Origin of the sequence: Streptomyces sp. NPDC059649 (assembly GCF_042734445.1) — a bacterium.
Classification (GTDB): domain Bacteria; phylum Actinomycetota; class Actinomycetes; order Streptomycetales; family Streptomycetaceae; genus Streptomyces.
Map to the genome: position 1 here is coordinate 446,824 of NZ_JBHWDV010000001.1, position 20,171 is coordinate 466,994.

General features: G+C 68.1%; 17 protein-coding genes and 1 pseudogene. 10 read left to right on the forward strand and 8 right to left on the reverse strand.

All coding sequences use genetic code 11. The features are described from left to right. Positions 1-58: 58 nt before the first annotated feature. On the reverse strand, positions 59-754 hold the full coding sequence (locus ACFV1J_RS01935; protein WP_385855231.1) for a hypothetical protein: 696 nt from the start codon (positions 752-754) through the stop codon (positions 59-61). 273 nt (positions 755-1,027) lie between these two features. Continuing rightward, the gene (locus tag ACFV1J_RS01940; protein WP_385855232.1) at positions 1,028-1,807 is read right to left on the reverse strand and encodes an SDR family NAD(P)-dependent oxidoreductase; all 780 of its coding nucleotides are present in this window, start codon (positions 1,805-1,807) and stop codon (positions 1,028-1,030) included. Between the two features lie 232 nt (positions 1,808-2,039). On the opposite strand from ACFV1J_RS01940, the pseudogene ACFV1J_RS01945 reads away from it, so the two are divergent. Beyond that, positions 2,040-2,228, forward strand: a pseudogene (locus tag ACFV1J_RS01945) (hypothetical protein); the annotation flags it as partial. A gap of 16 nt (positions 2,229-2,244) precedes the next feature. Here ACFV1J_RS01945 and ACFV1J_RS01950 read toward each other — a convergent pair. Then, the gene (locus ACFV1J_RS01950) at positions 2,245-3,381 is read right to left on the reverse strand and encodes an FAD-dependent oxidoreductase (protein ID WP_385855233.1); all 1,137 of its coding nucleotides are present in this window, start codon (positions 3,379-3,381) and stop codon (positions 2,245-2,247) included. Between the two features lie 131 nt (positions 3,382-3,512). Between ACFV1J_RS01950 and ACFV1J_RS01955 the strand changes: the two genes are divergently transcribed. The 4 genes from ACFV1J_RS01955 to ACFV1J_RS01970 all read left to right on the forward strand — a co-directional run bounded on the left by ACFV1J_RS01955 (position 3,513) and on the right by ACFV1J_RS01970 (position 8,949). Then, positions 3,513-4,553 carry an FAD-dependent monooxygenase gene (locus ACFV1J_RS01955; RefSeq protein ID WP_385855234.1) on the forward strand — a complete coding sequence of 347 codons (1,041 nt, stop codon included), beginning with the start codon at positions 3,513-3,515 and terminating at the stop codon, positions 4,551-4,553. Between the two features lie 321 nt (positions 4,554-4,874). Beyond that, on the forward strand, positions 4,875-5,423 hold the full coding sequence (locus ACFV1J_RS01960) for a hypothetical protein (RefSeq protein ID WP_385855235.1): 549 nt from the start codon (positions 4,875-4,877) through the stop codon (positions 5,421-5,423). A gap of 384 nt (positions 5,424-5,807) precedes the next feature. Then, positions 5,808-7,628, forward strand: coding sequence for a coagulation factor 5/8 type domain-containing protein (locus tag ACFV1J_RS01965; protein WP_385855236.1), 1,821 nt, complete (start codon positions 5,808-5,810; stop codon positions 7,626-7,628). A gap of 127 nt (positions 7,629-7,755) precedes the next feature. Next, positions 7,756-8,949, forward strand: a complete 1,194-nt coding sequence (locus tag ACFV1J_RS01970) for an NAD(P)/FAD-dependent oxidoreductase (RefSeq protein WP_385855237.1) — start codon at positions 7,756-7,758, stop codon at positions 8,947-8,949. 122 nt (positions 8,950-9,071) lie between these two features. Here the strand turns inward: ACFV1J_RS01970 and ACFV1J_RS01975 are convergent, their stop codons facing one another. Beyond that, positions 9,072-10,346 carry a phophatidylserine decarboxylase associated domain-containing protein gene (locus ACFV1J_RS01975; RefSeq protein WP_385855238.1) on the reverse strand — a complete coding sequence of 425 codons (1,275 nt, stop codon included), beginning with the start codon at positions 10,344-10,346 and terminating at the stop codon, positions 9,072-9,074. Positions 10,347-10,672: 326 nt separating this feature from the next. Here ACFV1J_RS01975 and ACFV1J_RS01980 point away from each other — a divergent pair, with 326 nt between their 5' ends. Continuing rightward, positions 10,673-11,071: a DUF6234 family protein gene (locus ACFV1J_RS01980; RefSeq protein ID WP_385855239.1), complete on the forward strand. Its 399-nt coding sequence runs from the start codon at positions 10,673-10,675 to the stop codon at positions 11,069-11,071. A gap of 133 nt (positions 11,072-11,204) precedes the next feature. On the opposite strand, the gene ACFV1J_RS01985 is transcribed toward ACFV1J_RS01980, so the two are convergent. Then, a complete protein-coding gene (locus tag ACFV1J_RS01985) occupies positions 11,205-11,405 on the reverse strand; it encodes a hypothetical protein (protein WP_385855240.1) in 201 nt (66 codons plus the stop codon). Between the two features lie 230 nt (positions 11,406-11,635). On the opposite strand from ACFV1J_RS01985, the gene ACFV1J_RS01990 reads away from it, so the two are divergent. After that, positions 11,636-12,742 (forward strand): homoserine dehydrogenase, encoded by a 1,107-nt coding sequence (locus tag ACFV1J_RS01990; protein WP_385855241.1) that lies wholly within the window; start codon positions 11,636-11,638, stop codon positions 12,740-12,742. Then, positions 12,735-14,162, forward strand: coding sequence for an aldehyde dehydrogenase family protein (locus tag ACFV1J_RS01995; RefSeq protein ID WP_385855242.1), 1,428 nt, complete (start codon positions 12,735-12,737; stop codon positions 14,160-14,162). Before ACFV1J_RS01990 ends, ACFV1J_RS01995 begins: the two co-directional genes overlap by 8 nt. Positions 14,163-14,345: 183 nt before the next feature. On the opposite strand, the gene ACFV1J_RS02000 is transcribed toward ACFV1J_RS01995, so the two are convergent. Together ACFV1J_RS02000 and ACFV1J_RS02005 are read right to left on the reverse strand one after the other, a co-directional pair. Further along, complete coding sequence (locus ACFV1J_RS02000) at positions 14,346-14,810, reverse strand: Lrp/AsnC family transcriptional regulator (protein WP_385855243.1); 465 nt, start codon at positions 14,808-14,810, stop codon at positions 14,346-14,348. Between the two features lie 845 nt (positions 14,811-15,655). Then, positions 15,656-16,153 (reverse strand): N-acetyltransferase, encoded by a 498-nt coding sequence (locus ACFV1J_RS02005; protein ID WP_385855244.1) that lies wholly within the window; start codon positions 16,151-16,153, stop codon positions 15,656-15,658. A 347-nt stretch (positions 16,154-16,500) separates the two neighbouring features. Here ACFV1J_RS02005 and ACFV1J_RS02010 point away from each other — a divergent pair, with 347 nt between their 5' ends. Both ACFV1J_RS02010 and ACFV1J_RS02015 read left to right on the forward strand, forming a co-directional pair. After that, positions 16,501-17,442 (forward strand): SDR family NAD(P)-dependent oxidoreductase, encoded by a 942-nt coding sequence (locus ACFV1J_RS02010; protein WP_385855245.1) that lies wholly within the window; start codon positions 16,501-16,503, stop codon positions 17,440-17,442. 160 nt (positions 17,443-17,602) lie between these two features. Continuing rightward, positions 17,603-18,058 carry a hypothetical protein gene (locus ACFV1J_RS02015; RefSeq protein ID WP_385855246.1) on the forward strand — a complete coding sequence of 152 codons (456 nt, stop codon included), beginning with the start codon at positions 17,603-17,605 and terminating at the stop codon, positions 18,056-18,058. A 469-nt stretch (positions 18,059-18,527) separates the two neighbouring features. Here ACFV1J_RS02015 and ACFV1J_RS02020 read toward each other — a convergent pair whose 3' ends face one another. Next, positions 18,528-20,006 (reverse strand): IPT/TIG domain-containing protein, encoded by a 1,479-nt coding sequence (locus tag ACFV1J_RS02020; protein WP_385855247.1) that lies wholly within the window; start codon positions 20,004-20,006, stop codon positions 18,528-18,530. Between the last annotated feature and the right edge of the window lie 165 nt (positions 20,007-20,171).

The window sequence follows — 20,171 nt, forward strand, 5'->3', positions numbered from 1 at the left end:
CAGGGGCAGCATGGCTTCATGGTCAACTACGCCGTGGATGCTCCTGCTTCCTCGTCGTCTACGGAGGGGTCGAGGTCTTGACGGCTGCCGGAGGCGTCTCGGTGGGTGGGGTGAGGGCGGTGCCCCAGGCACCGGCGAGAGCGGTGGCGACGGCGGTGACGACGGCGACCAGGAGGGTCGTGGTCGGTACCGCGAGTGAGGACAACCGGCGGAAGTTGCGGATGTGTCCCCACGGCAGCCCGGCGGTCCGTACGAGGCGCGCTTCCCAATACAGCCCCAGCCCGAGGGCGACCAGCAAGGTCTGGGCGGTCAGCAACAGTGCCGGGGCCCCCTTCGGCAGCTGGGGCTCCCAGTCGCGAGGGTGCGCCGCGGCGTAACCGCCAGGCAGGTTCGGGATCACATAGCCGATGTCCGAAGGGGCGTGGCGCAATTGAGCGGCCACCTTGTCCGTCGGCCGCAAGATCAGTCGATAGCGTGTCGTCACCAACCACGCGCCGCGCTTGCCACGGTGTACCCGAACGGTGGTTTCCCCACTGTAGGGAGGCGTCGGGCGGTAGGCCGTCGTGACGTCCCCGCCGGTGTCCCAGGGATCGCGACCAGGGTCGGCGTCCGCCTGGAGTAACTGCCCCGCCGGCGGTGCAGCAACCACGATCCATGTGGCCCGCAACCACAGGCCGGCCCCGACGATCGTCACCGCGACGACGATCGCACCCACCACCCGCGCCCCGAACTTCCAGCGTGCTGCCGCGCTCACTGTCCCCCCATCCACCACGCCAGCGGAGAACTTATCCCGTGTCCTCCATGGCCAGTCCGAGGAAGAGAAGAGCGGGTAGCAGCAGAGGGCCGCTGCGCGTCTGAGAAAGATCGGGTGACGGCTGTTCCCTCAGAGGAGCTGACACAAGGTGCGGACGCGTCGGTAGGTGATCACGCAGCAGGCCGATCCGAGGAACGCCTCGTGGATATCGTCCCGGGCGTCCCAGCGGATCCGCAGGCGCCGTAAGCCGTGGGACCAGGCATGGCGTGGGGCTCAGTGCACGGAGAGCCCGCCGTCGACGAAGATCGCCTGGCCGGTGACGTAGCTGGAGGCGCGGCCGGCCAGGAATACCGCTGCTCCGGCGAAGTCCTCGGCCAGGCCGTTCCGCCCGACCATCGTCCGCGCGGCCAGCGCCGCGACCTGCTCCGGATCGGAGGACAACCGCGCATTGAGCGGGGTCATGACGAAGCCGGGCACCAGCGTGTTGCAGGTGACGCCGTGTGGTGACCACGCCTCGGCCTGAGAACGGGCCAGCGACTCCAGTGCCCCTTTGGAGACCCCGTAGGCGCCGCTCTGGACGAACGCCCGGTGCGCCTGTTGGGAGGTGATGTGGATGATCCGCCCGAAGCCCCGCTCGGCCATGCCGGGCCCGAACCGCTGGCCCAGCAAGTAGGGCGCCTCCAGGTTCACCGCCATCGTGGCGTCCCACACCTCCTCGTCCAGCTCGCCCATCGGCGGCCGCAGGTTGATGCCGGCGCTGTTGACGAGAATGTCGGGTTCGCCGAACACCTCGGCCGCGCGCTCCGCCGCCGCGCGCACCCCGTCGCGGGTGCCCAGGTCGGCGCTCACCCAGGCCGCCCGGCAGCCGTCCGCCGCCAACTCATCGACTGCGCCGGCCAGTTCCGACTCGTTGCGTGCCACGATCACCACGCTCGCCCCCGCTCGCGCGAGAGCCCCGGCGATGGCCCGGCCGATACCGGAACTGCCGCCCGTCACCACGGCGACCCGGCCGTCCAGCGAGAACAGTTCGGAGAGATAGCTTCGCGAAATCATGCTCCGCACCCTAGGAGACACGTCCGTGGCGACAGTGCCCGGGGCAGAATGCAGGATCTCCGTGGGCACTGGCCGCCGTAGAGTGCATGCTGACGTCGGTCCGGGCCGACCAGGCCCACAGTTCCCACGCCACCACACCTACCTGCAAGCCCGCAGCTCCCGCGCCCACCACGCCTACCTGCGCCGACGAGACATCGCCTGAGGCAACAGCGGTTCCAGACACGCCCACTGCTCCGGCTCCCCGTGGCCCGCGGAGCGCCCGGTCCCCATGCTGCCCGTGGCCCAGCTGTATCTGCGGGACATACCCCTGTTGCGACCGCCCGGCCAGGCCGATCTGCTCCAGGTTCTCTGGTGCCCCGACGACCACGAACCGGATGGCAAGCCGTCGACCGCGCTGTTCTGGCGAACCGCCACCGCGGTCCAACTCTGCGTATGCCCTACGGGGACTGCTCCTGCCGGGTGAATGCGCTGATCAGGGCGTGGGCCGTGTTGGTGTCGGAGTCGGTCCCGTGGGCCTCGGCACCTTGGAAGAGGGCAGCCTCGGCGCTACGGGGGAACATGGCCTGCTCGTATTCGGTGAGCGCGGCCTCGATGTCGTCGGGGTGCGCGGCGAGGGCCTTGCCGAGTTCGGCGCCGTCGAGCATGGCCAGGTTGGCGCCTTCGCCGTTAGGGGCCGCGAGGTGGGCGGCGTCGCCGAGCAGGGTCACCCCCGGCACCCGGTCCCACCGGTGGCCGGTCGGCAGAGCGTAGAGGGGGCGCAGGACCGGCGCGGTGTCGCTGTCGGTGATCAGCGCGGTGAGCTCCGGAGCCCAGCCCGCGAACTCCTGGGCGATCCGCGCGGTGGCCGCGGCGGGATCGGTGAAATCGATGGCGGCGAACCAGTCCTGGGGCTCGGACAACCCGACGTAGGCGTGCAGAGTGTCGTCCCTTTCCCGGTGCGCGAAGATCTCCCTGCCCGGCGTGGGCGCGATCATCGACCCGCCACCGACCGCCTTCGCGGCGGCTGGGTGCCGGGTGTCGGCGTCGAACAGGTACGTATCGACGACCGACTTGCCGGTGTACTCGGGTGCGGCGGTGGAGAGCAGCGGCCGGACCCGGGACCACGCGCCGTCCGCGCCGACCAGCAGGCTGGTGGCGAGGGTGCTGCCGTCGGCGAACGTCACCTCGTGGCGGCCCTCGCTGAGGGTACGGGTGCTGCTGACCTTGTGCCCCCACTGGACGGTGCCGACCGGGAGTGAGTCGAGCAGGATCTCTCGCAGCTCGCCGCGTTGCACCTCGGGGCGTCCCCCCGTGCCGTCGTCGGCTTGTTCGTACAGGACGGTCCCGTCCGGGTCGAGGACCCGCATTGCCTGGCGACCCTCCAGGATGAGGCCACGGAACTCGTCCATCAAGTCCGCTGCTTCGAGGGCGAGTTGGCCGTTGTAGTCGTGGATGTCGAGCATCCCGCCCTGCGAACGCGCAGCGGGGGAGGGCTCCGCCTCGTAGACCGTGGCCGGTATTCCGTGGACGTGCAGGACGCGGGCGAGCGTGAGGCCGCCGAGCCCGGCACCGATGATCGTGACGTCAGTGGTCATGGGGTTTCTTCCTGATCGTGGACCGCTGGGCGGGCACTCGGCAGGTAACCCGGGGAGCGCCGTTCCAGTAGGTCGGGACGATGCGATGCTGGTGGCCGATGCCGAATGATGGCCGGCGCCAACCAGCTCCAATGTCCCGGCAGTCATCGACAGATCACCGACACCCCACCGATCACCGCCGACAACCAGCCGACACCCCGGTCCCGTCCCAACGGCGGGCGCGACGCCCCACCGCTGTACTCGTGCTCGCTCTGTTCCGCCGGATCCTGGCCGACCGCACCGGCCTGCCGGAGAGCACTCTCACCAGCCGACTGGCTCTCCCTCTACAAGATCAAGGTCTGCCTCGTCGATCGCTACCGGGTCGGCCGGGTCTTCCTCGCCGGGACGCCGCGCACATCCACTCACCGGCCGGGGGCCAGGGTATGAACACCGGCATCCAGGATGCCTACAACCTCGGCTGGAACCTCGCCGCCGTGCTGGCCGGCGACGCTGACCCGACCATTCTGGACACTTACGAACAGGAGCGGCACCCGGCCGCCCGTGCCGTCCTGGACGACAGCACGGCGCACCTGCACGCCGTGCCGCATGCCGCCGCCGACGGTGACGGCTCCTCTGCCCAACGCGGTCTGACCTGCGACTTCACCACGGGCCTGACCGTCGCCTACCCGGCCAGTCCCCTGACCACCCCGACGCCGCAGACAGCCGACATCCGCGTCCTCCCTGGCGACCGTGCCCCCGACGCCGTCTGCCGCGACACCGCGACCGGACGCGACATCCGGCTGTTCGATCTGCTACGCGGCGCGCACCGGACCCTACTGGCCTTCGGCCCCGGCCCCGGCCACTCGCCCCGCCATCCATCGTCGGCCGTCCGCAGCCCGCACCTCGTGCGGCTGAGACCTTCCGCTGACAGACATCGCCGCTCATTACGGGGAGAAGAAAGCCGACCACCCTGGGCCCGCGCTGATCCGCAACGGCGCGAACAGCTCCGCACCGCAACTTCCCTGCCTGGCCGGACTCCCACGAGATACGTCAGTTCGGCGGTCACGCGCACCGGGCAGCGGGGCGCGGAATTATCCTGGACCGTACGGCGGGGGAGCGGCAAGCGAAGCCGAACGAACGGCCGCGAATGCAGCCGCGCGCGGTTGCCTGCCGCTCCATCCAGTCATGCGTGACTTCACGCGGCCGCAGGTACCTGCGCGTGGCCGTACATAGCTGCACGTAACTGCACGTGGCCGTACGTAGCTGCACCTGGCTGTGAGTGGTTGTGCGTGACGCCCCGCGGCCGTTGCGCCCATGCGAGCGGCCGTGCTGCATGTGGCCTGAAGCGACAACGGCACACGTCCACGGGCGGTGAGGACACCATGTGGGATGCGATCAAGCGCAAACGGCGCACACGCCCTCCGGAACCGGAAAAGGTGGAAGAAGGAGCGGACATCGTGTGTGACCGCTGCAAGCGGCCCATGCGCGGTGCGGGAGACGGATGGAACGTCGTCTTGGACGCGGGATACGCGATCGGGTACCTGTGCCCGGACTGCCAGACGGCGGAGGAGAACGCCGAGGCCGAGGTGCATGAGGCGACCCTCGACTACAGCGCAGGCCAGGTGGATGAGGACGGCCGCGTCCGGTTGCCGGTGAAGGGCGCCTGGCACAGCATCTCGACCGGAACCCACGGGGCGATGCGGGAGAACAAGGCCATCCACATGCTGGTCTCCCTGGAGCCCCCCGAACTGCGCGTCGCCGTCGGGCCGCAGTCGGACGCACGGCTGAGTGGGCTGTTCAGGACCGAGACGTGCAAGAGAGCCGTCCACGAGGCGATGGCGAGCAAGGGCGCACAGCCCGGGACCCGGGACCTCGCATACCTGGTGGACAGTGACATGGACTCCACCGACGTCTGGGTGGTGGAGGGCCAGGCGATGGCGGTCGGAGAGAACGACGCGCACAAGCTGATGGTCATCTACTCTCCGGACATCGACCCCCACCTCCTCGACGCGTTCGCGCCTGAGTACGCCGACTCGATGCGCGAGGCGATCCACGCGCAGTGATGCCCATGCCCCTGCCCATGCCCATGCCCATGCCCCTGCCCATGGCCAGGGTCGCGGCCTCGCCCTGGCTCTGATTCACGGGGCCGGTGCGGGCGCGGCGAGAAGCATGAGCTCGACGAGCCCCGAGCCCCCTCCTTCTCAACACCTCCTGAATACAAAGCCATCGGCTCGACCTCGTCGGCAGGCTGGCCCACGGCCAAGGGTAAATCGCTAGCAACTACACCAAAGTGCCAGTTAATTGATGCCGCATCAGCGGCAGCTTGCCGCGACTCTGGACAGAACTCTTGACGCCCTGTTCACACGTGGTGAACATGCAACAAGCAAGAGAGCGCTCCCATGAACATCATCCGTTCACCCCCTGAATCCGACATCAGGAGGGCTTCCATGCCCACACCCCCCACAGGCACAGGCACAGGCGCTAGCGCAGACGCAGCCGCTCACCGCACACCACCAAGACCCTCACGCCGCAGCATTCTGGCTGCGATGGCGGCCGCACTCCCCGCCGCCGGACTGCCCGTCCTGTCCTCCCAGGCATCCGCTGCGCCCGCCGCCGCCGCGCTGCCCGGCGGCGGCGACCTCGGACCGAACGTGCTGGTCTTCGACCCCGGCACGCCCAACATCCAGGGCAAGCTCGACGAGATCTTCAAGCAGCAGGAGTCGGCCCAGTTCGGCACCGCCAGGTACGCCCTGCTGTTCAAACCAGGCACGTACAACGGTCTCAACGCCCAGCTCGGCTTCTACACCTCGATCGCGGGCCTCGGCCTGTCGCCGGACGACACGACCATCAACGGCGATGTGACCGTCGACGCCGGCTGGTTCAACGGCAATGCGACGCAGAACTTCTGGCGCTCGGCGGAGAACCTCGCGCTCATACCCGTCAACGGCACGAACCGGTGGGCCGTGGCGCAGGCGGCACCGTTCCGGCGGATGCACATCAAGGGCGGACTGAACCTGGCGCCCGACGGCTACGGCTGGGCCAGCGGCGGGTACATCGCCGACAGCCGGATCGACGGTACGGTCAGCCCGTACTCCCAGCAACAGTGGTACACGCGCGACAGCTCGGTGGGCGGCTGGCGCAACGCCGTGTGGAACATGGTGTTCTCCGGAGTCGAGGGAGCCCCCGGACAGACGTTCCCCGACCCGCCGTACACAGCCCTGGACACCACTCCGATCTCGCGCGAAAAGCCCTTCCTCTACCTTGAGGGCGGCGACTACCGCGTGTTCCTCCCCGAGAAGCGGGTCAACGCCCGCGGCACCACCTGGGGCAACGGCACACCGAGGGGCGAGTCCCTGCCGCTGAGCCGGTTCTACGTGGCCAAGCCCGGCACCGACGCGGCAACGCTCAACGCCGCACTGGCGCAGGGCCTCAACTTGCTGCTCACGCCCGGGATTTACCATGTCGACCGGCCGATCGAGGTGCAGCGGGCGAACACCGTAGTCCTGGGGCTGGGGTACGCGACCATCGTGCCGGACAACGGGGTGACCGCCATGAAGGTCGCCGACGTGGACGGGGTGCGCCTCGCGGGGTTCCTCATCGACGCCGGCCCGGTCAACTCGGCCACACTGTTGGAGGTTGGCCCCAACGGGGCCTCCGCGGACCACGCCGCCAATCCGACGACGGTGCAGGACGTCTTCGTACGGATCGGCGGCGCCGGCCCCGGCAAGGCGACGACCAGCATGGTGATCAACAGCAACCACACCATCATCGATCACACCTGGGTCTGGCGCGCCGACCACGGGGACGGGGTCGGCTGGGAGACCAACCGGGCCGACTACGGCATCCGCGTCAACGGTGCCGACGTCCTGGCCACCGGGCTGTTCGTCGAGCACTTCAACAAGTACGACGTGGAGTGGCGCGGCGAGCGGGGCCGTACGGTGTTCTTCCAGAACGAGAAGGCCTACGACGCGCCCAATCAGGCCGCGGTCCAGAACGGCAACACCAAGGGCTTCGCCGCGTACAAGATCGCCGACACGGTGACCACCCACGAAGGGTGGGGCCTCGGCAGCTACTGCTACTACAACGTGGATCCCACCATCCGGCAGGACCACGGCTTCGAGGCCCCGAACAAGCCGGGTGTGAAGTTCCACGATCTGCTCGTGGTCTCGCTGGGCGGTAAGGGCCAGTACGAGCACGTGATCAACGACGTCGGCGCCCCCACCTCGGGCACCTCGACGGTGCCGTCCACGGTGGTCTCGTACCCTTGACCGCCGCGGCCCTACGAATGCCAGGCCCCCGGCCCGTGGCCAAGTCGCCATGGGCCGGGGATCCGGTACGCGCCCGGCCCTGTGTGGGGCCGGGCGTCAGAGGTCAGAGGGTAGAGGCGTCGTCAAGATGACGTCGAAGGGCCAGGCCACATGCCTCACGAACCCGACCCTCGTTGACCTCGCCTCGGAGTTGGGCCTCCTGACCCCACGGCAGAAAAACTGGTACGACGTCGTCATCGTCGGCGGCGGGCCGGCGGGACTGTCCGCCGCCGTCTACTCGGGTGCCGAAGGTCTCCAGACGCTCGTCATCGAGGACGACGTGCCCGGCGGCCAGGCCGGCACCTCCTCGAAGATCGCCAACTACCTCGGCTTCCCCCACGGTATCCCCGGCCGCGAACTCGCCAAGAACGCCCTCCAACAGGCCAAGAACTTCGGCGTCGAGTGGCAGCCCCTGAACGTCGCGAAGAAACTCCACATCGGCAGTAGCGGGACCAGCGGGAGCAACGGCACCCAGCAGCCACACTCCGTCGAGCTCACCGACGCAAACGGGACGAAGATCAAGGCCGGGGCCGTGGTCGTCGCTTCCGGCCTTTCCTGGCGGCGACTCGACGACGCCACCAAGGCCAACGACCTGATCGGCCAGGGCGTCTTCTACCAGGCACTCGTTACCGACGCCGAGTACTTCAAAGGCAAGGAGATCGTACTGGTCGGCGGCGGCAATTCCGCCGGGCAGGCCATCGTCCACTACGCCGACTACGCCTCGAAGATCCACGTGATCGTCCGGTCCGACCTCAGCAAGAACATGTCCACGTATCTGCTCAACCAGATCAAACAGCTGGAGCAGGCCAACAAGGTCAGGATCGTGCCCCGCAAGGAAGTAAAGCTCTGCGAAGCCGATCAGAGCAAGCAGCTCACGAAGGTGAAGATCGGCCCCACCGGCAAGGAGCACCCCTCCGACGAGGAGATCGCCACCCAGTGGCTGTACGTCCTGATCGGTGGCACCCCGAACAGCCAGTGGCTCGGCGGTCAACTCGCCCTGGACTCCGGGACCAAGACGGTCCTTACCGGCCGTGACGTCCCCAAAAAGACCGGCCTGACCTCGACCGCCACCAACGTCCCCGGCGTCTACGCCATCGGCGACATCCAGCTCGGCACCCCGCCACGCTTCGGTGGCGCGGTGGGCCGCGGCGCGGCGTTCGTGGCCGAGCTGTTCGGCTACATGCAAAAGGAGCCGCAGAACTTCCCGTCACGCGCCAACAAGAAGCCGAAGAACAACAAGAAGCCGAAGAACGAGAAGAACCAGAAGAACCAGAAGAACTGAAGGAGCACGGGGGAGCAACCGGCGAGCGGTGAGGTCGTGCGGGCGTCAGATGGGCTGGCTGAAACGCACGGTGGCGTCCTCTCCTCCGGGAGGGCGCCACCGGACTGCCGCCGTTCAACTGGTCATGTGGCCCGCGCAATGGTCGAGTTGACGAAGATGGGCGCGCCGTCGTCGGTGACGGTGCCTGGAACCCCGGTGGGAACGGTGAAGTCGACCTTGTTCGGCTCGAAAACCAGGCACATGCTCGACCCGCCGTAGCTGAAGTACCCGATCTCGTCGCCCCGGGTGACCCGCTGGCCCACCTCAGCTGTGATGGTGACCGAGGAGATCTCGGTGATCCCGACCGGAATGACACAAACCTTGCCGATGTCGGGGGACTCGCTCTTGATGACCACGATGCCCCGCGTATTGACGTTGGCCTGGTAGCCCTGGGAGAGCGTACCGGCGGTCGGGTCGACCTGCTCCGAGTACAGCTCGCTGAACATCAATCCCTCTACCGTCTCCTTGTACTCGATCACGCCGTCGACGGGAGCGTGCCATCGGTGATAGTTCGCCCCCGAGAGGAACGACTGGAAGACGGTGCCGCCCACGAATGCGTCGATGCCGCTGTATTTGCCGAGCAACTGGCGAAGCGAGTACCGCTGGTGCTTGATGTCGAGGATGTAGGCGTCCTTTTGGACGTTCGGATACGCCATGACCACCGAGCCGTCGTTCGGAGAGACGACCGCCCGCAGGTCATGCAGTGCTCCGTTGGGGCGGAACTCAGGCTTGATGGGCCGGTGGAAGAAGGCGTTGTAGGACGCGAATCCGCCGTAGGGGGCGTCCGGATCGATCTCGAACTCGTAGAGCTTGAAGTCCTCGTACGCCGCCTGACTCAGCCAGCCGTCGGGGCCGTCGTACAGGACGTGTCGGCTCTCCGGACTGTCCAGGAAGACGCACCATGCCTTGAGGATCTTCCGCAGGGCGCCATTGAACCTCTGATCGCGGAAGAGTTCCCAGCCGTCGTTCTTGACCGCCATCATGTAACAGAACAGGGCCGACATCGGGAAGTAGATGCGCTGCCTGGGATCCAGACGGTAGTGGGGCGCGGTCTGCGTGATCTCGTCAAGACAGGTCAGCATTTCGTCGATGTTCCTGACCCCATCGGGATGCATTTTCAGGGCCTCATCGATCGTCCGCGTCACGAGCACCTGGAGATCCTTCTCCCGGTCGAGCAGATCCGCCAGTTCCTGGACCGGCTTGACATGGTCCATCGCCAATTGCGCCCTGGCTCTCTTCACCAACGCCGCCTGCCAAGCGTCGACCGCCGTGCGGTCCCGCGGCAGATATCCGGCGGCCCGGCCGAACGAACTCTGGTAGCTCGCTTCGATCGCCGCCTCGCTCAGGGGCTTGCTCATCGTGGTCTCCGTCCCTCGATCGGCTGGCCGTACGGAACCGTCGCCCGTACGGCAGCTCACTGATGGCGCGAGGCCCTTGTCTGGCAGCAGCCGGCCGGCATCGTGATCGCCGGCCTGGTGCTCCCACCGCCCGCGCTCCGCACAGGCAACGTTTCGTGAGGCGACGCGGTCCGGCAATCCGCTGACGGAGTGGCAGCGTCCACAGCGCCCGACTCAGTGGGCCGGCGCACGGCGGCGCTCGATGGGTTACTCGTTTCGGCCGAAACGACGTCTGGATGAGTACGCGTACTCATGCGCAGCGCTCCCAGGCTCGGCACTCTGCGGCCATGATGAACACCCCTCCGGCGCCGGAGCGCCGGCGACCTTGGTCGCACCGCACGCGCCTGGGCGTGGACCTCGCCCTTGCGATCCCGCTGTTCCTGCTGGAGACCGCGTGGCTCGTGCTGGACTGGATGTTCGGCCTCGGCATGGAGGTATGGGCAGCGCAAGGCGACCAGGACCGGATCTACGCGGCCGGCGTTGCGCACCTCGGGCGGGTGTGGGTGCTGCTGATTGCCGTACTCATCGTGGCGGTTCTCGCGGGAATCTTCCGTGCCCGCTGGACGGTGATCGCGCACCTCTTGGTGGCCGTCCTGGCCGGCGGGGTGCTGGGAGTCGCGCAGCAGCAGCTGGACAGCAGCCACGCTCCGCCGCCCGGGTGCATCCGCTACAGCGCGAACTGCTGAGAGAGTCGGGGCGCGGCCCGAGCCACGCCGTGCCGGCTCCTCGGGCTGGTAGGTCTTGAATCGGTGGCGCGCGCACCGCGGTCCCGTCGGGGCGCAGACTCACGTCCGGCCGGTCGATGTGCTGCCAGGCGGCCTACGCGCCGAGGTAGGCACTGGACGAGAGCCACGTCGGACGGGCCAGGTCGAAGTGCTCCTCAAGCATCAACGCGGCCTGGGTGAGCACGCCGTAGACCCAGCCTTGCCCGGTCGACCACGCCGATCCGCAGATGTACAGGTTGGCGTCCGGAAGCGGGTGGCGCATCCGCGGCATGACCTCCCAGCTCTTCGCCCCCACCTGCCAGAGGTGGTATGCCGCTCCGTAGGGGTGGTGTCGGAGCGGTCCTACCCAACGCCGCCGCAAGCGCCGAGCGCCCGCTGATCCGGACGCATGGCGAATCGCCATCACGACAGTGCGGTTCGGCATGGACCGCGGTCGCTCTGACATGGCCGTACTGACACTGCCCGACGGGAGGCTTCGAGCAGCCGCGCCGCGTTGGCTGCGGTGCATCGCGAAGGAGTCATCACATGGGCCGATACGACCTCGCCCTCATCGGGTTCGGCGGCGTCAACCGCGCGCTCGCCGAGCTCATATCCCAGCGCGGGGACCGCCTCGCCGAGGAGTTGGGTTTCGCCCTGCGCGTCGTGGCGATCACCGACCTGCGGGCCGGCTCCCTGATCGAGACCGACGGCATCGACCTGGCTCCGCTGCTGGCAGTCGAGCCCGGTGAGCTGAGCTTCGCCGGCCTGCCGGGTGGGGACGCCGATCCGCGTAACGAGTGGGTGATCCGCGAGGTCCCGGCCGACATCGTCGTGGAGGCGACGTTCACCAACCCCACCGACGGTGAGCCCGCCTGTTCCCACGTGCGCTGGGCTCTGACGGCCGGCAAGCATGTGTGCACCACCAACAAGGGACCGGTCGCGCTCGCCGGCCGCGAACTCGGGCAGCTGGCCGCCGAGCACGGTGTCAGCTTCGAGTTCGAGGGCGCGGTCCTCAGCGGGACCCCGATTCTGCGCACCGCCCGGCGCGTGTTCGGCGGGCTGGAGATCACCGGCGTGCAGGGCATCATGAACGGCACCTCGAACTACATCCTCGGCCGGCTCGAGGAAGGCATCGATCTTCCGACGGCCATCGCGGCGGCCCAGGAGCTGGGATACGCCGAAGCCGATCCCACCGCCGACGTCGAGGGCCACGACGTCCAGCTCAAGCTCATGATCCTGGCCAACCACGTCCTCGGCGCCGACCTGTGCCGCGAGGACGTCTTCCGCGAGGGCATCTCCCACATCACCCCGCAGGACGTGCGGGACGCCGTATCGAAGGGCCTGCGCTGGAAGCTGGTCGGCTCGGCCACCCGCCGGGCGGACGGCACCGTCGAGGCCCGCGTGGCCCCCGTCGCGCTGCCCGGCCACCACCCGCTCGCCGGGGTCTCCGGACCGGTCAACGCGGTCGCCTTCCACACCGACCTGCTCGGCACCGTCACCGTGTCCGGACCCGGCGCCGGCCGCATCGAGACCGCCTACGCCCTGCTGTCCGACATCATCGCCATCCACCAGCGCCACCACGCGGACGACGACACCGCCCCCCTGCCCCGCGTCCTTCAGGCCCGCGTCCTTCAGGAGACCCACCGTGGCTGACACCGCCGTGACCCTCGGCATCGAGCTCGGCTCCGGTATGGAGGCCGTGCGCAACCCCTACACCGGCGAGGCCATCGCCTCGGTCTGCACCGTCGACGCCACCGCCATCGACACCATCCTGCAGCGGGCCCGGGCCGGCCGCGCCATCGCGGCCGCGCTGTCCCGCGTCACCCGGGCCTCCGTCCTGGAGCGCACCGCGCGGCTGGTCGAGCTCCGGGCCGAGTCCTTCGCCGAGCTGATCGTCACCGAGGCGGGCAAGACCCTCACCCAGGCCCGCAAGGAGGTCTCCCGCGCGATCAACACCCTCGCGCTGTCCGCGGCCGAGGTACGACGCAACGCCGGCGAGGTCATCCCCTTCGACTCCTACGAGGGCTCCGAGAAACGGCAGGGCTGGTTCACCCGCGAACCCCTCGGCATCATCGCCGCCATCACCCCGTTCAACGACCCCCTCAACCTGGTCGCCCACAAGCTGGGCCCGGCCATCGCCGGCGGCAACGCGGTCATCCTGAAACCGTCCGCCCTCACCCCGCTGTCCGCGCTGCGCCTGGTCGACACCCTGGTCGAGGCCGGGCTGCCCGAGGAGATCGTCACGGTCGTCAACGGCGGTGCCGACATCGGCGCCGCGATCGTCAGCGCACCCGACGTGCGCATGGTGTCGTTCACCGGCGGATTCGCCACCGGTGAGGCCATTACGCGCGCCGCCGGTCTGAAGAAGCTGGCCATGGATCTCGGCGGCAACGCACCGGTCATCGTCACGGACGACGCGGACCTGGACGCGGCGGTGGAGTCGTGCGTCTCCGGTGCCTTCTGGGCCGCGGGCCAGAACTGCATCGGGACCCAGCGGATCCTGATCGCGGCGGAGGTGTACGAGTCCTTCCGCGATGCCTTCGTCGCCCGCACGAAGCAGCTGCGCGTCGGCGACCCGCTCGACGAGCACACCGACGTCGGCCCCATGATCACCGAGGAGGCCGGGCAGGTCGTCCGCAGGAAGGTCGACGCCGCGGTGGCCCAGGGAGCCGTGCTGCTGTGCGGCAACGAGCTGAACGGCTCCCTGTACGCGCCGACGGTCCTGGAAAAGGTCCCGGCCAGCTGCGCGCTCTGGCAGGAAGAGGCGTTCGCCCCGGTCGTCGTGCTGCAGCCGTTCGCGTCCTTCGAGGAAGCCATCGAGCAGGCCAACGCCATCGGCTACAGCCTCCACGCAGGCATCTTCACCGCACGTCTGGACCGGGCACTGTCCGCGGCCCGGCTGCTGGAAGCCGGCGGTGTGATGGTCAACGACTCGTCCGACTACCGGTTCGACGCGATGCCGTTCGGCGGGTACAAGTACGGCAGCATGGGCCGCGAGGGCGTGCGCTTCGCCTTCGAGGAGATGACCCAGCCCAAGGTCGTCTGCATCAACCACCTGGACGAAGCACGGTGACCGCCTCCCGCGTCGACGTCATCCAGGGCGGCGCCGGCATCGGCACCAGGACCAGGACCAGGACCCGCTCACATACCCGTCCGCGACCAAGGGAGACTGGGGCGGACCTGGCGGACCTGGATGACGTGGCGGACCTCGTGATCCAGGCCGGGCTGTTCGTCAGGGAACAAGCGATCGCACTGCTCAACCCTGTGCCGCAGACCTCCCCCCGCCTCGCGGGCGGTTGACGACCCTGGAGAGGGTCAGCGACGTGACCGTGTCCCGTACGCCAGGCATCTGGGCAATCTCTTCCCAGATGTCCCGTACGCGTTCCAGTGATGCTGCCTCGAGCCGCACCATGATGTCGAAGTCGCCACTGAGGACTTCACAGATGACGACCTCAGGGATGAGTTTGAGCGCGGCCAGGACATCGCCGCCGCGCATGCGGTCCTGGCGGTAGACGAGCACGAGCGCCGAGACGAAATCGTCCCCAGCACCGCCACCGGAACGGACGATGGTGTAGCCGGCGATATGTCCTTGGCGCTCCAGTCGCTCGATGCGTTGACGCACCGCGTTGCGTGACAACATCACCCGGCTGGCCAGTTCGGCATGCGAGATGCGGGCGTTGCGGGTCAGCTCGGCAATGATCTTCTCATCGATGGCGTCCACGTTGGACGGTCTCCTTCGCGATAAATGGCCCCCGGCAGCCGAGCGCTGCCAGAGGCCGTTACAACAGCCCGGAGCCTGCCAGGAGAAAGGACGCGGGCTGGGGCCTTCCTCCGCTCCTGCGACAGAGGGCAGCAAGCGAGCCAGGGCCTGTGGAGCGCCGACGGGCCCGGCGCCCGGGCTCGCGCGGGCTCGGCCAGGGCCCCGTAGCCCCACAGTACTCGGAACCGCCGCCGGGAGTCCTTCGGCAGCGGCACTCCGCACGTCGTATCTGCACGTCGTAGTCGAGGCCCGCCCACCAGTCACAGGCCGGGAGACGTGGACCTCAGGCACTCGCAGGCGCCGCAGGCACTCCCGCATCACGTCGCGCCCGGAACAGGATCGTCAATGCGGCAGAGCCTGCCCGAGACCCGCTCCAACTCCCAGTCACCACACCGCACTCACCCCGAAATGATCAGCAGCCGCTGAACAACAAAACCGGCCAGCTAGCTCAGGCAACGATGTATGACTGGAGACCAGGACGCGTCCGACGGGCCGCGGGGCTTCTCAGTGCCCTGATCGTTCCGGACGTTGACGGAGCGGCATCCTTGCGATAGCGGCCCCGATCAAAGTGAGTGACGTACCGAGGAAACAGACACCGACTGCGCCGGGGGACCCCGAAATTAGCTCCAGCACCACTGTCCGAACCGCTCGCCGCCACACCTTGCGCCTTGCCGCCGCGGCCCTGACCGCGGCCGCCGGCCTTACTCTGACCGCTGGGCTCCATCACCGTGCACGATGCTGCGATGTGCGCTGATGGTGTGCTCCGACCTGTGGTGGTGGCACTCCCAGGCACCGCCTCGGACGGGTCACGAGGCGTGCGGCAGCGCGAGCCAGTCCTGCCAGGTAATGTCGCGCCCCAGGTAACGGGGCTGCTGGAAGGGCCAGTCGGCGGCGATCCACTGCGGCACCAGCGCGTCGAGCGCGCGCTCCGCCGCACTGCCGACGAGGTCGTCCACCACCCACCAGGAGACCTCTCCGTCGGAGCCGGTGCGCTCGGGCGGGTCGATGTAGACGCAGCCGAGGATCGCCGTCTCTTCTTCGTTGAGCAGCGCGTAGTTGAACGACTGGTGTGCGGCTATCTCCTTCTCGTGCCGCAGCAAGTCGATGCGGTCCTCTTCATAGGTCATCGTCTCCTGGGGCCAAGACCAGGCAGGGCCGAAGATCTCCCACAGGCGTTCTCGGGAGCCCATCACGGCGGGGTAGTCGATCGCGGTGTCCGCCTCCCGGATAGGCCGCAGGTGGAGCGCGGTGTCGGGCACGGGCACGTGGACGGGGTGGACGAAGTCGTCAGGCAGCCAACTCATAAGGCCCGAGGCTACAGCCGGTTGGCGCGGGACGTTCCGGTCGGAGTGGGCTCCACGGCGGACGGCCACCGGGCTTCGACAAGACCAAGGTGAGGGCTCACTCCGCCTGAGCGTCCCAGTGGGCCCTTGCGCGCTCCGGTTGGCCGACGTGACGCTCAGCGGCGCGGTGATGCGCGATGCGGCGAGGGGCCACCACCGCGTCGGCAGGATGTCGGCAGTCCGGCGGGACTGTCGGTGATCCAGGGGTGAAGTGTCGGTGACCGCTGGAAGCGTGGGTGACGAGTTACCCAGAGGGAGCAGCCGAGCGCAGCCGCAGCCGCCTACAACAGCAAGGGAGCCCTGTCGCCATGTCGTCCACCCCGCCCTGGAATGTCCAACGACTGCCCGGTGCCGATGGCCGGGTCTTCCTGGTCACCGGCGGCAACGCCGGAATCGGGTACTTCGTCGCGGAGCAGTTGTCGGCAACCGGAGCCACCGTGGTACTCGGCAGCCGGAATCCCACCAAGGCGGAGGCCGCCACGGCCTCGATCCGTGCGCGTGTCCCCGGCGCACGGGTACGAGCCGTGCGGCTGGACCTCGCCGACCTCTCGTCGCTCGAAACAGCGGTGGAATCACTGGAGGTGGAGCGCCTCGACGCGGTGGTCCACAACGCCGGCGTCGCACTTGACGACCCGCCGCGCAAGGAGACCGGGGACGGTCACGAGCTCATGTTCGGCACGAACCACCTCGGGCACTTCGTCTTGACCCAGTGCCTGATGCCGCTGCTGTCGGCTGCGCCAGCGGCCCGCGTGGTGACCATGGGCAGCTTCGCGGCGAAGTCCGAGCGGCTCGACCTGGACGACCTGCAGTCCCGGAAGGATTACCGGCCCAAGCGCACCTACGGGCGCTCCAAGTTGGCCCAGATGTACTTCGCCGTCGAACTCGACCGCCGCCTGCGTGCCGCCGGCAGCACGGTGGCGAGCGTGGTGGTCCATCCCGGCGGCGCGCTGGACTCCCTCACCCCTTCACGGCCACCGGTCCATGTGCGAACTACCGGCGCCCGGCTGAGCGCGGCACCCGCGGCCCTCCTCGTCCAGGGCAAGCACGCCGGCGCATGGCCCGCGGTCCGGGCGGTGCTCGACCCGGCCGTGGAGGGAGGCCAGTTGTGGGCACCGCGCGTCTTCGGCCTGCGCGGCGAGCCCCGACGTGAACCGGTCTGGAACCACCTCGCCGACCCCACCGTCGCGGCGCGGTTGTGGGAAGCAAGCTGTGAGCTGACCGGTGCCGACCTCGGCACCATCCCCGGATAGCGGCGCAGGCACGCCCGCGTCGATCCAACAGGTTGTCGAGAGGTCGTCGAGCAGGTCACGGGCGGCAGAAGCTGCTCCGGAGTCCTTCGACCTCGCCGAGCCAACCTGGTTCTGTCAGGACCCAACACCATCGGGTCCCTGTTCAAGAGCGGTGGCTAGAATGAGTTATGAAATCGAACTCCATACGATCTCATACGAGTTGGGGTCGGCGGAGCGCAGCAGCTCTGGCTTCCTTGCTGTGGCGGCCCTCGGATGGACTGCGGTTGCACTGAGCGTGCACTCGACCGGATCGACCGCACTGGACCCTGACAGTGTGACCGATGCTGATGTAGCCCGGCTGGGCGCTGTGGTGATGGCCGGCATCGCGGCGGTGGCTGCTGGACTGTGGTGGCGCCACTGGGTGACCGTACGTCGGTCGGTGATCCGCGGAGGTTGGGCGTGGGCGGCGTTTGTTGTCTCCGCCGTCCATTCGATGTTCGTCGTGCCGGTGATTGTGTTCGCCTCCTGGGACTGGAAGGCCCCTGCGATCGCGTTCACGTGCGCGGTGCTCGCTGGCGGTGTGCGGGAGGCCGCCGGGGTGACCGCATCAGCTACGGGGCTTGTCGCCTGCGGGTGAGTCATGGCGGGGTCCACTTCCCGAAAGCCCTTCTTCTCGCCCTTGCGGCGGTGGTGCACCAGAAGGTGAAAGATCAGCCTGGCCCGTCTGACCGGCCTTGCGGCAGGTCAGACGGGCCAGGGAGGCGGACCGGTCAGGGACATACGGCCCGAGCCGGCGGTGTGGACGTGACCAGGGGCGGGTGACCGCGCAGGGACCGTGACCGCGCAGGGACCAGGCCCGTGCTTCGGGGGTCGTAGTACGTGCCCCACTCGTCCGCGCAACACACCCCACGCGACCTGGTCCCGCACCGTGGGGGACCCGTAACCGCCGTGCGACCGTCGTCGGCGTCACTCCTTGCGCGAATGACTCGGCAGGCTGGAAGCGCACTGGCCTAGTTGTTGGGGGCCGAGGGCGTTGCCTGTTGCCTGGTCCTGATCGATCGCGGGGTGACTGCTGTCCGCATCCACTGAGTTGACCGACTTCCGTGTTACCCGATGTAGGTGAATTCGTCGGCCGGACCGGTGGGGGAGGAGTAGCCGTTCACGGTCACGGTGATGTCCACGGTCGTGCTCGTGGGCTTGCCCGACGGGGGCGCTTTGGCGACGATCTTGTCCGTGTCGACCTGGACGGAAGGAGAGGGGTTCTTTCCGAAATGCACGGTGGCGCCCTTCGCGAAGCCCGCGCCGGAGATGGTGACCGAGTCGTTGGCCCTGCCCCTGTCCGGTGTGATGCCGGTGACCACCACGGGTTCGGGCCCGCCGTAGGCGAACTGCGAGAGGGGGACGGCCGCGGAGGTGCCCAGGGGGTTGGTGACATACACGTTGACGATGCCGGTCCCGTCGGGCACCTCGGCAGTGATGGTGCCGTCAGGGTTGAACGTGGGGGGTTTCTGGCAGGCGACGGGGCCGAAGTCGACCTGGCAGTCCTTGCTGAAGCCGCTGCCCTTGATGGTGACCTGTGTGCGCGATGCGCCGAAGCTGGGAATCACGCTGGTCACCACTGGCGGCCCGGCGAGGACGGGTGCGTCCAGCAGTCTGAGGTAGGTGGAATTGGCGTGCTGAAATTCGACCTGGCCCAGGAAATCCGCAAGCGAGGACTTGACCACATTGTCGTCGCGGACCATGTAGTCGGTGTTCTTGGTGACGGCGGTGCCCGGCTGGACGTAGACGTTGTTCCCCGGCAGACTTGCGATCGTTCCGAGGAGCCCCTTCACCTCGAGGTTCGCCGCTGGTCCGGGATTCGGGTACCAGTTCTCCGCGGTGGGCAGATCGGCCCAAGCCAGCGGGACCACGTCGTAGGCGTTGACGTAGCGCTGGTTCATGCTCCCGAACTGGGAGGTGAGGTAGCTGGCGAAGCTCTCCAGACCGGCGGTGGGTGCGGCGAAGGTGACCAGCCCGAACTGCGGCTGGACTTTCTGCCAGGTCTGCGCCTTCAAGTACAGCGCGACCATGTTCGCGATGCAGCCACCCAGGCTGTGACCGATCACGTAGACCGTCGGCTGCGGCACCCCCGTCATGGCGCTGGCGAGCGCCTGCACGAGAGTGGAGCCGGTGCCGAGCTGACGCATGTCGACGATCTGAGTGAAGGCGTCCATCGCCCCCTTCGACACGGAGATGGGGGACGGCGACCCGCTGGCGGTGAACGGCACCACCGTGCCGACGACGTCGAGGTCTTCGAGAATGTCGGTCACACTGGCGATCGTCCCGCGGATGACCACGGCGATCTGGTCGTTGTTCTTAACGATGTACGCCATGTTCGCGTTGTCCGGGCTCAGCGCGAGCCACGTCGGTGACCAGCTTTTCGTCAGGGGGTTGGACAACTGCCGGGTGATGCCGGACTTGATCCGGTCGGTCTGGGCTTGCAGGGTTTCCCCCGACGGACGTGGAGTCGCCCCCGTCGCCGCGATCGCCGCCAGGGTCATGGCCACCTGAGGCGTGATCGGAGTGGACTGTTGTGGCGCGGCCATGTTTGGCTCCTCAAGTCTTCACTCGTCGTCAAAAATCTCCAATTCAATGTATTCGCATAATCGGTATCCTGACGGATCTCAGGATCTTGCGCTCTCTGGTTCACTCGTTCGGAATAGAATCCGACTTCAAGCGGGACTTTGGTAAACATTTCAAGAAACTGGCGC

Excerpts from the sequence above, each read along its gene's own strand:
- ACFV1J_RS02005 (WP_385855244.1), bottom strand. The coding sequence starts at position 16,153 with ATGAGTTGGCTGCCTGACGACTTCGTCCACCCCGTCCACGTGCCCGTG.
- ACFV1J_RS02015 (WP_385855246.1), top strand. The coding sequence starts at position 17,603 with ATGAGTTATGAAATCGAACTCCATACGATCTCATACGAGTTGGGGTCG.
- ACFV1J_RS02020 (WP_385855247.1), bottom strand. The coding sequence starts at position 20,006 with ATGGCCGCGCCACAACAGTCCACTCCGATCACGCCTCAGGTGGCCATG.
- ACFV1J_RS01940 (WP_385855232.1), bottom strand. The coding sequence starts at position 1,807 with ATGATTTCGCGAAGCTATCTCTCCGAACTGTTCTCGCTGGACGGCCGG.
- ACFV1J_RS01980 (WP_385855239.1), top strand. The coding sequence starts at position 10,673 with ATGATGAACACCCCTCCGGCGCCGGAGCGCCGGCGACCTTGGTCGCAC.
- ACFV1J_RS01970 (WP_385855237.1), top strand. The coding sequence starts at position 7,756 with ATGACGTCGAAGGGCCAGGCCACATGCCTCACGAACCCGACCCTCGTT.
- ACFV1J_RS01955 (WP_385855234.1), top strand. The coding sequence starts at position 3,513 with ATGTCCCGGCAGTCATCGACAGATCACCGACACCCCACCGATCACCGC.
- ACFV1J_RS01975 (WP_385855238.1), bottom strand. The coding sequence starts at position 10,346 with ATGAGCAAGCCCCTGAGCGAGGCGGCGATCGAAGCGAGCTACCAGAGT.
- ACFV1J_RS02010 (WP_385855245.1), top strand. The coding sequence starts at position 16,501 with ATGTCGTCCACCCCGCCCTGGAATGTCCAACGACTGCCCGGTGCCGAT.
- ACFV1J_RS01990 (WP_385855241.1), top strand. The coding sequence starts at position 11,636 with ATGGGCCGATACGACCTCGCCCTCATCGGGTTCGGCGGCGTCAACCGC.
- ACFV1J_RS01965 (WP_385855236.1), top strand. The coding sequence starts at position 5,808 with ATGCCCACACCCCCCACAGGCACAGGCACAGGCGCTAGCGCAGACGCA.
- ACFV1J_RS01950 (WP_385855233.1), bottom strand. The coding sequence starts at position 3,381 with ATGACCACTGACGTCACGATCATCGGTGCCGGGCTCGGCGGCCTCACG.